The following is a 15,329-nucleotide window of genomic DNA, read 5'->3' as shown; positions in this document are numbered from 1 at the left end:
TGACATGAACAAGCCGATCGATCCGCTCTTGCTGCAGCCCGGCGAGGCCTTCGCCGACTACCTGAAGAACGCCGCCGCGCGAATCGACGAGGCCGGCGAAGCGGACCGCCTGAGCGCCGGCGCGCGCGTCGGCATCAGCCGCCCGCACGAATCGGCGCAGCTGCACGTCGCCGGCGAGGCGACCTACATCGACGACATCCCGGAACTGTCGGGCACCCTGCACTGCGCACTCGGGCTCTCGCCGGTCGCCAACGGCCGGCTGACCGCCAGCGCGCTCGACACGATCCGCGCGCTGCCCGGCGTCGTCGCGGTGCTCGATGCTTCCGACATCCCGGGCCTGAACGACTGCGGCTCGATCGTTCACGACGACCCGATTCTTTGCGACGGTGATATCCGCTACCTCGGCCAGCCGGTCTTCGCGGTGATCGCGCAGACCCGCGACGCGGCCCGCCGCGCCGCCGCGAAAGCCAAGGACGTGCTGACGATCGCGGCCGAACCGCCGGTCATCACGCCACAGCAGGCGCATGCGCAGGGGCGCTACGTGCTGCCGCCGATGCACCTCGTGCGCGCGACCGACGGCGGCGCGCAAGCCGCGATCGCGAACGCGCCGCGCAAGCTGAAGGGCACGCTCGAGGTCGGCGGCCAGGAGCAGTTCTACCTCGAGGGCCAGATCAGCTACGCGATCCCGAAGGAAGGCGGCGGCATGCACGTGCACTGCTCGACACAGCACCCGAGCGAGATGCAGCACCTGGTCGCGCACGCGCTGAAGCTGCACGCGAACCAGGTGCAGGTCGAGTGCCGGCGCATGGGCGGCGGCTTCGGCGGCAAGGAGTCGCAGTCGGCGCTGTTCGCGTGCGTCGCCGCGGTTGCGGCCGCGAAGCTGCGGCGCCCGATCAAGCTGCGGCTCGACCGCGACGACGACTTCCTCGTCACCGGCCGGCGCCACTGCTTCTGGTACGAATACGAAGTCGGCTTCGACGACGCCGGCCGCGTGCTCGGCGCCGAGGTCACGATGGTCTCGCGGGCCGGTCATTCGGCCGACCTGTCCGGCCCGGTGATGACGCGGGCGCTGTGCCACTTCGACAACGCCTACTGGCTGCCCGACGTCGCGATGCACGGCTACTCGGGCAAGACCCACACGCAGAGCAACACCGCATTCCGCGGCTTCGGCGGCCCGCAGGGCGCGATCGCGATCGAGAACATCCTCGACACGATCGCGCGCACCCTCGGCCGCGACCCGCTCGACGTGCGCCGCGCGAACTTCTACGGCAAGACCGAGCGCAACGTCACGCCGTATGGGCAGGTCGTGACCGACAACATCATCCACGAGCTCAGCGCCGAACTCGAAGCCAGCAGCGACTACCGCGCGCGCCGCGACGCGATCACCGCGTTCAACGCGACCAGCCCGGTGCTCAAGCGCGGGATCGCGCTGGCGCCGGTCAAGTTCGGCATCTCGTTCAACGTCAAGCACTTCAACCAGGCCGGCGCGCTGGTGCACGTCTACAGCGACGCTTCGATCCTCGTGAACCATGGCGGCACCGAGATGGGCCAGGGGCTGAACACGAAGGTCGCGCAGGTCGTCGCGCACGAGCTCGGCGTCAGCTTCGACAGCGTGCGCGTGACCGCGACCGACACGCAGAAGGTCGCGAACACGTCGGCGACGGCCGCCTCGACCGGCGCCGATCTGAACGGCAAGGCCGCGCAGGACGCGGCGCGGCAGATCCGTGAGCGCCTCGCCGCGTGCATCGCCGCGCATCACGGCGGGCGCGCCGAAGACGTGCGTTTCGCGAACGACAAGGTCAGCGTCAACGGCAAGTCGCTGCCGTTCTCGGCCGTCGTCGCGCAGGGCTACCTGGATCGCGTGCAGCTCTGGTCCGACGGCTTCTATGCGACGCCGGGCCTGAGCTGGGACAAGGACAAGATGTTCGGCCACCCGTTCTACTACTTCGCGTACGGCGCGGCGGTCAGCGAAGTCGTCGTCGATACGCTCACCGGCGAGTGGAAGCTGCTGCGCGCCGACATCCTGCACGACGCCGGCAAGTCGCTGAACCCGGCGATCGACATCGGCCAGATCGAAGGCGCGTTCATCCAGGGCATGGGCTGGCTGACGACAGAAGAGCTGGTGTGGCACCCGACCAGCGGCAAGCTGACGACGCACGCACCGAGCACCTACAAGATCCCGACCGCGAACGACTGCCCGCCGGTGTTCAACTGCCGGCTCTACGAGGGCGAGAACGTCGAGGACAGCATTCACCGCAGCAAGGCCGTCGGCGAACCGCCGCTGCTGCTGCCGTTCTCGGTGTTCTTCGCGATCCGCGACGCGGTCTCGGCCGTCGGCGACCACTGCGTCGACCCGCCGCTGACGGCACCGGCGACCAGCGAGGCGATCCTGCGCGCGATCGGCGCGGTGCAGCGGGGCCACTGACGTGTCGACACTGCGTGCCGTCGCCGGCAGCTGGCTCGCGTCGCAGCAGCGCGCGATCGTCGTCGAGGTGATGGCGACGCGCGGCTCGGTGCCCCGCGAGAGCGGCACGCGCATGCTGGTCGGCCGCGACGCGACCGCGGGCACCATCGGCGGCGGACACCTCGAGCTGAAGGCGATCGAACGCGCACGTGCGCTGCTGCGGGCCGACGCGCCGGCAGCGCCGCACACCGAACTTTTCGCGCTCGGCCCGACGCTCGGCCAGTGTTGCGGCGGCGCAGTGACCTTGCGGTACGCGGCGCTCTCGGCCGACAGCCTCGCGCACTGGCCGGTCGATGCGCCGCGCTTCCATCTGCAGCTGTATGGCGCCGGACACGTCGGCCGCGCGATCGCGCGCGCGCTCGCACCGCTCGACGCGCGCGTTGACTGGATCGACGAGCGCGACGAAGAGTTCCCGCGCCAGTTCTTCGAGCACGGCGGCGCCTGGCCCGAACACATCCACAAGGTCTGCGTCGATGCGGTCGAAGGCGAGGTGCGCGAGGCACCGGCCGGTGCCGCCTACCTCGTGCTGACGCACCGGCACGACCTGGACCTGCGCATCAGCGAGGCGATCCTGCGGCGCGGCGACTTCGGCTTCTTCGGCCTGATCGGTTCGAAGACCAAACGGCAGCGCTTCATCCACCGCTTCGAGCAGTGCGGCATCGCCGGCAGCGCGATCGAGCGCATGACCTGCCCGATCGGCATTGCCGGTATCGAAGGCAAGGAACCCGAGGTGATCGCCGCGTCGGTGGTCGCGCAGTTGCTCGCGCTGCCGTTGTCGGGCGTCGTCAGCGCGCCTTCTAGAGCTGCTCGACCGGCACGAACGGCGTCAGCAGCCACGACTTGATGCGCAGCCAGGGCGTCGAGTCGGGCTCCTGGGTCAGCACCATCTCCTTCTCGCCGTCGTTGCTGACCCACTCGAGCCCGCGGCCGCTCGCCTTCAGTCGCACCTTGTAGGCGCTCTGCAGCCGGTCGATGTCGATGACACGCAGCAACTCCTTCGCCAGCGGCGGGCTGACGACGACGGCACCGAGCTCGGTGTTGATGCTGGCCGAACGCGGGTCGAGGTTCATCGAGCCGATGAACAGTGCGCTGCGATCGATCACCGCGAGCTTCGCGTGCAAGCGCCCGAGCGACTTGCCGAACAGGAACGGCCGCTCGTTGTTCTTGACCCGCGAGGAGCTCAGCTCGTAGAGCTCGACGCCCATCCGCAGCAACTCCTCGCGGTGCGCGGCGTAGCCGATGTGCACGACCGGCTCGTCGGTCGAGGCGAGCGAGTTCGTCATCACCGCGACCGCCACGCCCTTCGCGCGCAGGTCGCGCAGCATCTGCATGCTCAGCTCGCCGGGCACGAAATACGGCGACGACGCGACGACCTCCTTCTTCGCCGCGCGGATCACCTCGAACAGGTTGTAGGTCACGCTGGTGTCGAGCGGCTCGCCGCCGACGCTGCCGTCGAACGGCTTGTCGGGGTGGTCCGCGAACACGAAGGCATCGCCCCAGATCAGGCCGAGGCGGCCGCCGTCGAGGTCGTCGGCAATCGGCCCGTAGCCGAGGATGTCGTTCGACGGCAGCTCGGCCGGCGGCGGCGTCTTGACCGGGCCGGTCCAGTCATCGAAGCGCGCGCGCAGCTCCTCGGGGCTCAGGTCGGTCTTCGCGATCGCCTGCAGCGGGTAGACCGCGGCGCTGTTCCAGTAGCGATCGAACTGGAACTGCAATGGCGGGATGATCCAGCCGACCGTGAATGCGTCGACATCGACGAAGTTCTCGGCCGCGCCGCGCAGGTAGTACTCGTTCGCGACGTTGCGCCCGCCGATCACCGCCATCGCGCCATCGGCGATCAGCAGCTTGTTGTGCATGCGGTGGTTGACGCGCGACCACTCGTTCAGCGACGCCAGGAAGCGCCCGCCCTGCCCCTGCTCGCGCGCGCAGCAGAACGGGTTGAACAGCCGCACCTCGACGTTCTTGTGCGCGGCGAACGCGAGCCAGTAGGTGTCCTGCCCGCCGGTGTAGAGGTCGTCGATCAGCAGCCGCACGCGCACGCCGCGTTCGGCCGCATCGCGCAGCGCGCGCAACAGCCAGCGGCCGGTCTCGTCGTTCTCGAAGTGGTAGTACTGCACGTCGAGCGAAACCTCGGCGCGCCGCGCCAGCTGCACGCGCGTGTCGAGCGAGAACAGTCCGAGCGGCATCAGCCGGAAGCCCGACAGCTCGGGCGCCTGCTGCGAGGTCTGCGCGATGCGGCCGAGCGTGGTCTTCGGGCTCAGCGGGATCGCCTCGCTGGCGATCGCCTCGCGATCGATCACCGGCAGGCAGCTGCAGCCGGCCAGCAGCAGGAAGGCCAGCGCGGCGAGCGCCGCGCGCGCGAGGCGGCGCAGCTCGGAAGCGAACATGGGTGATCTCCGCAAACAACTCGACGCGTCGATATTGCCACGCCGGCGGCTGCCGAAGATCACGTTGCGGTCACGAGCGACGGGATCGAAAACCCGAACACGCGCGAGCCGTCAGCGCAGCGCCGGATGCACGCGCAAGCGCTCGACCGCGAGGTCGATGAAGGCGCGCGCCTTGCGCGACGCATGGCGGCCTTCGCGATGCACCACATGCACCGGCCAGGGCGGCGCTTCCCAGTCGTCGAGAACGGTCTGCAGGCGGCCGTCGCGCAGCTCGTCGGCGACCTGGTACGAGAGCCGGCGTGTCAGGCCGAAGCCGCCGACCGCGGCGGTCACCGCGGCGTCGTTGGTCGTCACCGTCAGTCGGGGCTGCGGCCTCACGACCTGCGTTTCGGCGCCGCGCACCAGGCGCCACTCGGCCGTGCTCGCGATGCTGCTGGCCGAGACGATGCTGTGCCCGGCCAGGTCCTGCGGCGCGTGCGGCGTGCCGTGCCGCGCGAGGTAGGTCGGCGCGGCGCAGATCAAGCGCCGCACCTGGCCGACGCGAATCGCCTGCATCGAAGAATCGGGCAGCTCGCCGATCCGCACCGCGACGTCGGCGCCCTCTTCCATCATGTTGACGACCCGGTCGATGAACCAGCACGACGCGCTGACCTCGGGGTAGCGCTGCAGGTACTCGGTGACCACCGGCGTGACGACCCGCGCGCCGAACAGGGCCGGCGCGGTCAAGGTGAGGCGCCCGCGCGGCGCGCCGTGCAGGCCGCTGACCGACTCGTCGGCCTCGGCGAGCTCGGCCAGGATGCGGCGGCAGTCGTCGGCGTAGCGCATGCCGGCCTCGGTGACGCGCACGACGCGCGTGCTGCGCGTCAGCAGCCGCACGCCCAAGTTCGACTCGAGCTCATTGACCGCGCGGGTCACCGACGGCGGCGAGATCGACAGCTTGCGTGCCGCACCGGCGAAGCCCTGGGCGTCGACCACGGCGACGAAGACGGTGATCAGGTGCAGGCGGTCCAGACAATTCCTTCGATCGGCTTGCGGGCTTCGCGGGCCGATTCTAGGCAGCGCGCGACGATGTTCGCGGCGAAGCAATGGCAAGCGCTGCCGTTCCATCCGGCCGACGTGCAGGCGCGGCGCATCGCGCCCCCGCTGAAGCTGAGCTACAGAGCACCCACAGGATGGGCCAATGCCGGCGGCGGGCCGAGCGCCGGGCCGCCCCAAGCCGGCCCGCACCCCTCGGGGGTGGCGCGGTACGCCGCGCCGGGGGCACCACTCACGCCGCTGCTTGGTACAGCGTGACGACGCAGGCGCCGCCCAGGCCGAGGTTGTGCTGCAGCGCGGTGCGCGCGGACGGCACCTGGCGCTGCTCGGCGCGGCCGCGCAGCTGCTGCGTCAGCTCGAAGCACTGCGCGAGGCCGGTCGCGCCGAGCGGGTGGCCTTTCGACAGCAACCCGCCCGACGGATTGGTCACCACCTTGCCGCCGTAGCTGTTGGCGCCCGCGTCGATGAACGCGGCGGCTTCGCCTTCGCGGCACAGGCCGAGCGCCTCGTAGCTGATCAGCTCGTTCTGCGCGAAGCAGTCGTGCAGCTCGACCACGTCGAGGTCTTCGGGGCCGATGCCGGCCTGCTCATAGACCCTCTGCGCGGCGGCCTGGCTCATGCCGTAGCCGACGAGCCGCATCATGTCGTGGCTCTCGAACGAATCGGGCCGGTCGGTCGTCATCGCCTGCGCGGCGATGAACACGTCGGTGCGCAGGCCGTGGCGTTTCGCGAAGGCTTCCGAGACGAGCACCGCGGCCGCCGCGCCGCAGGTCGGCGGGCAGGCCATCAGGCGTGTCAGCACGCCGGGCCAGAGCATCGGCGCGTTCATCACGTCGTCGACGCTGAGCTCGCGGCGCAGCAGCGCGAGCGGGTTGCGTGCCGCATGGCGGCTCGCCTTCGCGCGCACCTTCGCGAAAGCCTCGAGCGGCGTGCCGTACCTTTCCATGTGCGCGAGGCCGGCACCGCCGAAGTAGCGCAGCGCGAGCGGCAGATCGGGCATGCCGACCAGCGCCTCGGCCTCGCGGTCGAAATCCTCGAACGGGCTGGGCCGATCGGCGAACACGGTGCCGAGCGCGCCCGGGTTCATCTGCTCGAAGCCGAGCGCGAGCACGCACTCGGCCGCGCCACTTTCGATCGCCTGGCGCGCCAGGAACAACGCGGTCGAGCCGGTCGAGCAGTTGTTGTTGACGTTGAAGATCGGGATGCCGGTCATGCCCAGTGCGTAGACCGCCTTCTGGCCGCTGGTCGAGTCGCCGTAGACGTAGCCGACATACGCCTGCTGGAGCGCGCCGAACGCGATGCCGGCATCGGCGAGGGCAAGGCGGCCGGCCTTCGCGGCCATCGCCGGATACGGTTCGTTCGCCCCCGGCTTGACGAACGGAATCATGCCGACGCCCGCGACGAATGCTTTGTGAGACATGAGGGCTTTCAGTGGGGCGGCGCGGGCCGCTTCAACATCTCGGCACGGATTTCCTTTTTCATCACCTTGCCGACCTTCGAACGCGGCAGGTCAGGCCAGATCTCGACCAGCTTCGGCGCCTTCACGCTGCCGATGCGCGCCTTGACGAACGCGACGATCTCGTCCGGCTGCACGCTGCGGCCCGCATGGAGCTGCAACACCGCGACGACCTTCTCGCCCCACTTCTCGTCGGGCAGGCCGACCACCGCGCTGTCCTGCACGTCGGGGTGCTGCATCAGCGCCTGCTCGACCTCGACCGAGTAGACGTTGAAGCCGCCGGTGATGATCATGTCTTTCGCGCGGTCGACGATGTAGAGAAAGCCATCGGCGTCGAGCCGGCCGATGTCGCCGGTGTGGTGCCAGCCGAAGCGGCCGGCTTCTTCGGTCGCGCGCGGATCCTTGTAGTAGCCCATCATCACCAGCGAACTGCGGATCACGATCTCGCCGGTCTCGCCCGCCGGCAGCAACCGGCCCTCGCCGTCCATCGTCGCGACCTGCACCAGCGGTCCGGGCCGCCCGGCCGACGCGAGCCGCTCGCGCGCGACCGAACCGTCGGCGTTGAAGTGCTCGCGCGGCGCCATCGTCGAGATCATCATCGGCGCCTCGGTCTGGCCGAACAGTTGCGCCATCACCGGGCCGATCTTCGTCAGCGCCTCTTCGAGCCGCGCAGCCGAGATCGGCGCCGCGCCGTACCAGAAGCACTGCAGCGAATCGAGCCGCGTCGTCGCGAGCCTCTCGTGCTGCAGCAGCATGTAGATCAGCGTCGGCGGCAGGAAGGTGTGCGTGACGCCGTGCCGCTCGACCAGCGCGAGGAACTCGCCCAGGTCGGGCTTCGGCATGATGACCACGCGCCCGCCGAGCGCCATCACCGGCAGGCACAGCACACCGGCCGCGTGCGTCAGCGGCGCGAGCGCGAGGTAGGTCGGGCGGCCGTCGAACGGGTAGCCCATCAGCGTCAGCGCCGACATGGTCTCGAGGTTGCGGCCCGAGAGCATCACACCCTTGGGCTGGCCGGTCGTGCCGCCGGTGCCGGCGATCATCGCGAGGTCGTCGACGACCGGCACGTCGACCGGTTCGTCGCCGATGCCCTCGAGCCAGTGCGCGAGCGAAGGCGCGAACAACGACTCCGCATCGAGGCAGACCAGCACCTGGACCTTCGGCAGCTGCGCGCGCATCTGCTCGACCATCGGTGCGTACGCGCTGTGGAAGATCAGGCCGCTGCAGTCGAAAGCGTCGAGCACGAAGCGGTTCTCGGCCGCCTCGTTGCGCGGGTTCACCGGGCACCACACCGCGCCCGCCCGCGAGATGCCGAACACACAGGCGAAGGCCGTCGCGTCGTTTCCCGAGAGCACCGCGACCTTGTCGCCGGCGTGGATGCCCGAGCGCGCCAGCGCGCGCGCGACGCGGTGGCTGATGCGCTGCACGTCGCGGTACGACAGATCCGCCGTGCCCATCGTCAGGCACGGCGCCTCTTCGCCCAGCATCGCCCCCTTGTCGAGATAGTCGATCAGACGCATGTAAAAGGCCTAGCGCCCGGTCAGCGATGCACGGTCAGCACCGGCTGCTGCACGAGGCCGAAGCTGCGCAAGGCGCCCAGCAGCTCGTGGTGGCCGAAGGCCTGGCAGCCCGACGCGAAGCCGACGCGTTTGGGCGCCTGCTGCAGCAGCGCGGCCGCGGCAAAGGCCTGCAGCAACCCGGTCTGCTTGTAGTTGCAGTTGCCGAAGATGACGCAGTGCGCGCGCGCCAGCGGGCCGGACGCATGTACCGAGTCGACCGACTTGTTGATGCGCGGGTTCTCGCGCGGGGGCATGGTGTTCATCACACTGGCCGCCGTCTGCGCCAACGCGGTGTAGCGGTCTTCGGCGTTCATGCCTTCGGTGGCCTTCAACGCGGCCGCGACGATCTGCGGAACACCCAGCATCAGCGGCTTGTTGAACACACCGCCCAGCACCTTGACGTTGGCGACGCGCGGATCCTTCCTGAACCACACCGGGTGCGAGGTGCCACCCCAGGGCAGCGCCAGCGCCGCCTCGTGCTGGCCGGGGATCGTCACGTTGTAGAGACCGGCATCGGGCTGCCACTCGACGAACTGGTTCTGCTCGAGGAAGAATGCCTTCGAGGTGGCCGCGTTGACGAGGATCGTCTGTGTCGACGCAATCGTCGGGCTGCCGCCCCAGAACACCGCGATGTCGAGCGTGTCGAGGCCGGGCGTTTCGAGACACAGCTGCGCCGCGATCTCGCCGGTGGTGTACATCTGCGCCAGGCCCGGCGACAGCAGCAGGCCGGCGGCGGCGAATTTCGCGCCGTACTGTTCATCCAGCGTGATCAGCCAGTCTTGTTCGCCGGTCGTGTCGGTGTAGTGACACTTCGCGGCCAGGCAGGCCTGCACGACCTCCCTGCCGTACTTCGAGAACGGGCCGACCGTGTTCAACACCACCGACGCACCGCGGAACAGCTCGGTCAGCGCCTCGGCCGTGTGGAGCACCTCGACGACCTCGTAGCTCGCGGTCTCGATGCCGGCGACGTTGGACTTCATCGCGGCGTGGATCTTTTCGCCGCTGCGGCCGGCGGCGATGAACGGGATGCCGTACTCGCGCAGGTACTCGCAGACCAGCCGGCCCGTGTAGCCGGAGGCGCCGTAGACCACGACGGGTTTGTGGGTCTTGTTCATGATGGTCTCTCTTTCGTGATTGGATCCATACGCGTTGAGAAGGCGTGAAGATTCCGTAGCGAGCGGGTCGAGGTCAGGTCGAGCACCGGAGCCGTACTACCGCACGGCGAGGAGCGCAGGCCTGAGATCGGCCCGCGCAGTAGGAAGATTCACGCCTTCTCACATGCCCATGCCGCCATCGACCGGCAGGCCCGCACCGGTGATGAAGCGCGAAGCGTCGGAGCACAGGAAGACCACCGCGTCGGCCATGTCGGCGACCTCGCCGAGCCGGCCCGCGGGCGTCTGTTCGATGATCGCGCCCACCGCCGCCTCGGGCGAGGCGAACAGGCCCGCGGCGACCACGTCGGCGGCCAGTTTCATGCCCATCTCGGTGGGCACCAGACCGGGGTAGATGCAGTTCACGCGCACGCCGTAGCCGAGCTTGCCGGCTTCCATCGCGGCCACGCGCGTGAGCCGGTCGACGGCCGACTTGGTCGCCGAGTAGCCGGCGATCGCCGGGAACGCGATCGTCGCCGCGACCGACGAGATGTTGACCACCGCGCCACCCTTTCCGGCGGCGCCGCCGGGGCGCATCGCGCGGAACGCGTGCTTCAGGCCGAGCGCGGTGCCGACGATGTTCACATCGAGCATGCGGCGCAGCTCGGTGGGGTCGAGATCGGCGACCAGCGCGGTGATCTCGATGCCGGCGTTGTTGACGAGGATGTCGAATCCGCCGAGCGTGTCGACGGTCGCCTTCACCGCGGCGAGCCAGTCTTCCTCCTGGGTCACGTCGAGCTTGACGAAGCCGGCCTTCGCGCCGCCCGCCGAGAGCTTGCCGGCGGCGTCCTTGCCGAGCGACGTGAGCACGTCGCCGATCATCACCGACGCACCGGCCGCTGCGAGCGCCTGCGCCATGCCTTCGCCGAGGCCGCGCGCGCCTCCGGTGACCAGGGCCTTGCGGCCGGTCAGGTCGAACTTCGCCATGCTTGTCTCCTGTTGTGTTTTGGACGCTCGTCAAGGAACGCGAATTGATCGTAGGAGTCGACTTGACGACTGTCAAGATATTTTTGGACACTCGTCAAGAGCAGGGACTTGCAGGCGCCGGCGCCATAGCCACGGCTCGCCCTGCTCTCTACAATCGCCGGCATGGAGAAGCTTCAACCCGCCCACGGGCGAACCCGCGATGCCAAGTTCGCCGAGCGCCGCGCCGAGCTCGGCGAGGCCGCACTGCAGACGCTCGCCGAGCTCGGCTATGCGCGCACCAGCCTGCGCGAGATCGCGCAGAACTCGGAGTTCTCGCACGGGGTGCTGCACTACTACTTCACCGACAAGGTCGACCTGATCCTGTGCAGCGTGCGCCAGTACAAGGCACGCTGCGTGACCCGCTATGACGAGGTCACGACCACGTCGACGAGCTTCGACGAGCTGCTCGACGGCTTCGCCACCGCGCTCGGCGACACGCTGCGCAAGGACGCGACGATGCACCGGCTCTGGTACGACCTGCGCGCGCAGTCGCTGTTCGAAGAGGCTTTCCGCGCCGATGTCGCGGCGATCGACAAGAGCCTCGAGAAGATGATCTGGCGCGTGATGACGCGCCTGGCCGAGCTGGCTGGCCAGCCGCTGCGCGCGCCCAGCGACGTGACCTACGCGATCTTCGACGGCCTGTTCCAGCAAGGCCTGCTGAAACACCTGTCGGGCGACCGCAAGGCGATCGCCGCGCTGCGCGCGAACGTGCGGCTGGTGGTCGGCCAACTGGTCGGCACGCCGGCGCCGGTCAAGAAGCGCAAGGCGACGCTGCCGGTCGCGTGAGCCGCGGCTGAGCGTCGCCCGATCGGTCAGCTGCGGCCGGCCGCCGCAGCGTCAGGTTCAGCCCATGCCGGCATGGTCGGCGCCGGCACCGGCCGCGTTTCGAGCGTGCGCACGAAAGTCGTCCGCACCCGCTCCGAGCGCAGGAAGTACGCGATCCACAGGGCAGCCACGATGCCGGTGCGGGCCAGCTCGACCGCGTCCTTGGCCGTCACGTTCTTCGCTGCCGCGGGGATCATCGCGATCAGCACCGCATCGAGCAGCGCGATCCCGACCGTCGCCGCCGTCAGCGCGATGAACACTCGCGGCACGCTGCTGCGCCGAGTGAAGAACAGCAGCGCGAGCAGTGCATAGGCGATCAGCAGCCCGAGGTTGGCGGCCAGTTCGAACACCAGTGCCGGCGCCCACAGCGGATGGTAGGCCGGTGCCCCGGCGGTGGTCAGCGCGAGCCATGTGCCGGTGGCGTACGACGGCCAGTTTCCCCACAGCGTCTGCCCGACGCGCAACATCGACGCGACAATGCCGATCGCCGCGAAGATCAGCCAGCCACCGAGACCGTTGGGGGCCGCCGGGTAGCGCATCGCGCCGGGCGGGGGCGGCGCGGGGTCCCAGCGATAGACGCGCAGCGCCAGCGCGCCGAAGCCGATCACGGCGAGCGTGCCGACCACCGCGGCCACCCAATGCGGTGCCCCCGGCTCGCGGGCTGCCGCGGCGGTGGCCGGCGCGCCGCCGCTGAACAGCGTGTAGTTCAGGCCCTGGCGCGCCTTCTCCAGACTGGCCGTGTAGCGAGCGACGTCGCCGGCTTCGATGTGGTCGAGCCGCGATCGGTAGCGATCGGTCAGCAGCAGCGTCGCGCCCTTCCAGTGCTCACTGCGTTCGAGCTCGAATGCCGGGTCATCGACACGCACACTGTCGTCCGTGCCGGCCCAGCGGCCGGGCAGCATGACCTCGGTGACGCTCGTCACGTCGATCGGGTGGTTCAGCGACAGCGGCGAATCGCGCACCTGGCTGCGTGGCTGGCGCAGCAGCTCGATCAGGTCCGGCGCTTCGATCGACGATTCGAGGCGCTTGTTCTTCTCCGAGCGCTGCCAGAACGACTTGATTGCGTAGTGTTCGGTCACGGTCAGCCGATTCGCCGGGCCGTCGTCGACCACATCGAAGGGCGCCGCGACTTCCGTGCCCGGGTAGGAGCGCGCATAGAAGTTCACGTACTGGCGCTGCAGGGCCTCCCGGCCCTGCGATGTGAGCGTGGCGCGCATCGCGTCGGCGGCCGCCCCGACGGCCACCGTCGTCACGGTGAACTTGACGGGCTTGTCGAAGCCGTCGCGCGAGTCGAGCACGCTGCGCATCTCGCGCTGCTGGAACAGCGCCTTGTCACCTGCCATCGGGACGAGCGCATCGCTGCGATCGTCGACCACCAGCGCCGGCCCGTAGTCGGCCTGCACGAGCTGGGCGAGCTCGCCCTGTTGCGGCGCACGCGTCGGGTCGATCCACAGATCGTCGCCGTTCAGCCGCGCGCGCACGATCACGTGATTGAACGCCGCGGGAGAGGGTTGCCAGCGCCTGATCGCACGCCGCTGCACGGTGTTGACAAGCGCAGGCTGCGCCTCGATGCCAAGCCCGCGCAGCAGCGCGATCGTCAGCAGCGTCTTGTCCTTGCAATCGCCGAAGCGGCGACCGAGCACGACCTCGGGCGCGCTCGGCGCGTGCGACCCGGCGCCGACCTCGACGCCGAGGTAGCGCACCTCGCGCTGCACAAAGCGCAGCGCTGCCAGAAGACGCTGATCGGCCGTTCCGTACTGGCCCGCAATGCGACGGATCTCGGCCTGCACCTTGGGTGCGGTCTGCGCCGGCAGCCGGTACAGCGGCACGGCCCAACGCGCCACGGACTGCCAGCCGCCAAACTCGCCCCATTGCACCGAGGGATAGGGGTCGAACCAGGCCGGCGCGTCGTTCTCGACGCGCAGCGCGGCCACGTCGCGCGAATCCCAGCGGTGGTCGCGATGGGTCGCGCCGTCCTGCACGGTCGGCGCGGCCGCATCGTTCAGTCTGAGCAGCTGCAGCTCACGGCCCAACGGCCACAGCAGCCGAGCGTGCACCCGCGCGATGGGCACCGACCAGCGCATCTCGAAGCGCCCGAACTGCTTCGCGCCGAACACCGGGTTCTGGCCGCGCACGCTGTACGCGTACTCGACCACATCGCCGACCCGCACGTCCTCGAGGAACACATTGGCCGTCACGCTGCCGTCGTAGACCAGCGCTTCGAGATCGGTCTCGCGCTGCAGCAGCTTCACGCTGGCGCCACCGAGTTTCGCGATCGTCAGCGTGCCGCGCCGCACGTTGATCGCGTGCAGCGTCAACCTCTGGTACGACGGATCGAAGCGCACTTCGAGGTTGGCGATGGCCTCGACACCTTGCGCGTCGAGCGCCTTCGACGCGACGTGCCGGTAGCTGACGCGCTCCGCCCCGTCGACGCGCACCTGCTGGTCGCTGAGCAGGTAGTGCACGCCCTTGGCGACCTGCCCGGGTGGCGCGACCGCTGCCAGGTCCGGCGTCACCGTCTCGACCCAGGCCGGCGCGGGGCCGGTGTCGTAGGGCTTCTTCTCCGCCCAGGCCATCGGCGCCAGCGCGAACAGCAACGCCATCGCGAGCGCGCGACGCAACAAGGCCATGACGGCCGATGGCCGCGTATCGATGCTCAACGAATGTCCCCCTGTGCGGCACCGACGCGTTGCGCCTCGGCCTCTCCCGGCAACGATTATGTTGTGCGGCGGGGCGGGCCGTCGCGCGGACCTCGGCCAGGCTGTTCCGGCCCCGAAAGTGCGCGTCTGTGCCTGCCGCGACCGATGCCGCCGCGACACACTGCGTAGCCATCGACCGCCCTCAGTGAACACCATGCTGCACGCTTCCTCTCTGCTCGGCTTCGCGCTGCTCTCCCTCGGCATGGTGCTGACCCCGGGGCCGAACATGGTCTACGTCGTCTCGCGCTCGATCTGCCAGGGCCGGCGTGCCGGGCTGATCTCGCTCGGCGGCGTCGGCGTCGCGTTCGTCGTCTACATGCTCGCGGCGGCGCTCGGCATCACCTCGCTGCTGATGGCGGTGCCGTTCGCCTACGACACATTGCGGCTGGCCGGCGCCGCGTACCTCGGTTACCTCGCATGGCAGGCGCTGAAGCCCGGCGGGCGCTCGCCGTTCGCGGTGCAGAGCCTGCCGATCGACAGCCCGCGGCGACTTTTCGCGATGGGCTTCATGACGAACCTGCTGAACCCGAAGGTCGCGCTGCTGTACCTGTCGCTGCTGCCGCAGTTCATCGACCCGACGCGCGGCAGCGTGTTCGCGCAGGCCGTGCTGCTCGGCTCGGTGCAGATCGCGATCAGCCTGAGCGTGAACGGGATGCTCGCGATCGCCGCCGGCTCGATCGCGCGCTTCCTCGGCACGCGGCCCGCATGGCTCGCGGTGCAGCGCCGCCTGATGGGCACGATGCTCGCCGGGCTGGCGCTGCGCATGGCGCTGGACGCGCGCAGATAG

11 protein-coding genes are annotated in these 15,329 nt (G+C 69.6%); 4 read left to right on the top strand and 7 right to left on the bottom strand.

Annotated elements, in window-relative coordinates:
• The first annotated feature begins 4 nt into the window (after positions 1-4).
• Together xdhB and xdhC are read left to right on the top strand one after the other, a co-directional pair.
• Positions 5-2,425: a xanthine dehydrogenase molybdopterin binding subunit gene (gene xdhB, locus AC1DTW_RS23530; protein WP_477983825.1), complete on the top strand. Its 2,421-nt coding sequence runs from the start codon at positions 5-7 to the stop codon at positions 2,423-2,425.
• A 1-nt stretch (position 2,426) separates the two neighbouring features.
• Entirely contained in the window at positions 2,427-3,308 is an 882-nt protein-coding gene (xdhC, locus tag AC1DTW_RS23525) for a xanthine dehydrogenase accessory protein XdhC (protein WP_477983824.1), read from the top strand.
• Here the strand turns inward: xdhC and AC1DTW_RS23520 are convergent.
• From AC1DTW_RS23520 to AC1DTW_RS23495, 6 genes are all read right to left on the bottom strand, one after another.
• Positions 3,262-4,851, bottom strand: coding sequence for a phospholipase D family protein (locus tag AC1DTW_RS23520; RefSeq protein WP_477983823.1), 1,590 nt, complete (start codon positions 4,849-4,851; stop codon positions 3,262-3,264). The two genes, xdhC and AC1DTW_RS23520, sit on opposite strands and share 47 nt — an antisense overlap.
• A gap of 111 nt (positions 4,852-4,962) precedes the next feature.
• Positions 4,963-5,862, bottom strand: coding sequence for a LysR family transcriptional regulator (locus tag AC1DTW_RS23515; RefSeq protein ID WP_477983841.1), 900 nt, complete (start codon positions 5,860-5,862; stop codon positions 4,963-4,965).
• 256 nt (positions 5,863-6,118) lie between these two features.
• Positions 6,119-7,306, bottom strand: coding sequence for a lipid-transfer protein (locus AC1DTW_RS23510; RefSeq protein ID WP_477983822.1), 1,188 nt, complete (start codon positions 7,304-7,306; stop codon positions 6,119-6,121).
• A gap of 8 nt (positions 7,307-7,314) precedes the next feature.
• Positions 7,315-8,862 (bottom strand): AMP-binding protein, encoded by a 1,548-nt coding sequence (locus AC1DTW_RS23505; protein ID WP_477983821.1) that lies wholly within the window; start codon positions 8,860-8,862, stop codon positions 7,315-7,317.
• A 20-nt stretch (positions 8,863-8,882) separates the two neighbouring features.
• The gene (locus AC1DTW_RS23500; protein ID WP_477983820.1) at positions 8,883-10,016 is read right to left on the bottom strand and encodes a DUF5938 domain-containing protein; all 1,134 of its coding nucleotides are present in this window, start codon (positions 10,014-10,016) and stop codon (positions 8,883-8,885) included.
• Positions 10,017-10,175: 159 nt separating this feature from the next.
• Positions 10,176-10,979: an SDR family NAD(P)-dependent oxidoreductase gene (locus AC1DTW_RS23495; RefSeq protein WP_477983819.1), complete on the bottom strand. Its 804-nt coding sequence runs from the start codon at positions 10,977-10,979 to the stop codon at positions 10,176-10,178.
• 162 nt (positions 10,980-11,141) lie between these two features.
• Here AC1DTW_RS23495 and AC1DTW_RS23490 point away from each other — a divergent pair, with 162 nt between their 5' ends.
• Positions 11,142-11,804 carry a TetR/AcrR family transcriptional regulator gene (locus tag AC1DTW_RS23490; RefSeq protein ID WP_477983818.1) on the top strand — a complete coding sequence of 221 codons (663 nt, stop codon included), beginning with the start codon at positions 11,142-11,144 and terminating at the stop codon, positions 11,802-11,804.
• 26 nt (positions 11,805-11,830) lie between these two features.
• On the opposite strand, the gene AC1DTW_RS23485 is transcribed toward AC1DTW_RS23490, so the two are convergent.
• Complete coding sequence (locus AC1DTW_RS23485) at positions 11,831-14,503, bottom strand: DUF3857 domain-containing protein (protein WP_477983817.1); 2,673 nt, start codon at positions 14,501-14,503, stop codon at positions 11,831-11,833.
• A gap of 193 nt (positions 14,504-14,696) precedes the next feature.
• Here AC1DTW_RS23485 and AC1DTW_RS23480 point away from each other — a divergent pair, with 193 nt between their 5' ends.
• Positions 14,697-15,329 carry a LysE family translocator gene (locus tag AC1DTW_RS23480; RefSeq protein WP_477983816.1) on the top strand — a complete coding sequence of 211 codons (633 nt, stop codon included), beginning with the start codon at positions 14,697-14,699 and terminating at the stop codon, positions 15,327-15,329.

It is taken from the genome of Rhizobacter sp. P5_A1 (genome assembly GCF_056400745.1).
The sequence above is the reverse complement of the archived record's forward strand: the minus strand, read 5'-3'. Positions and strand labels throughout refer to the sequence as shown.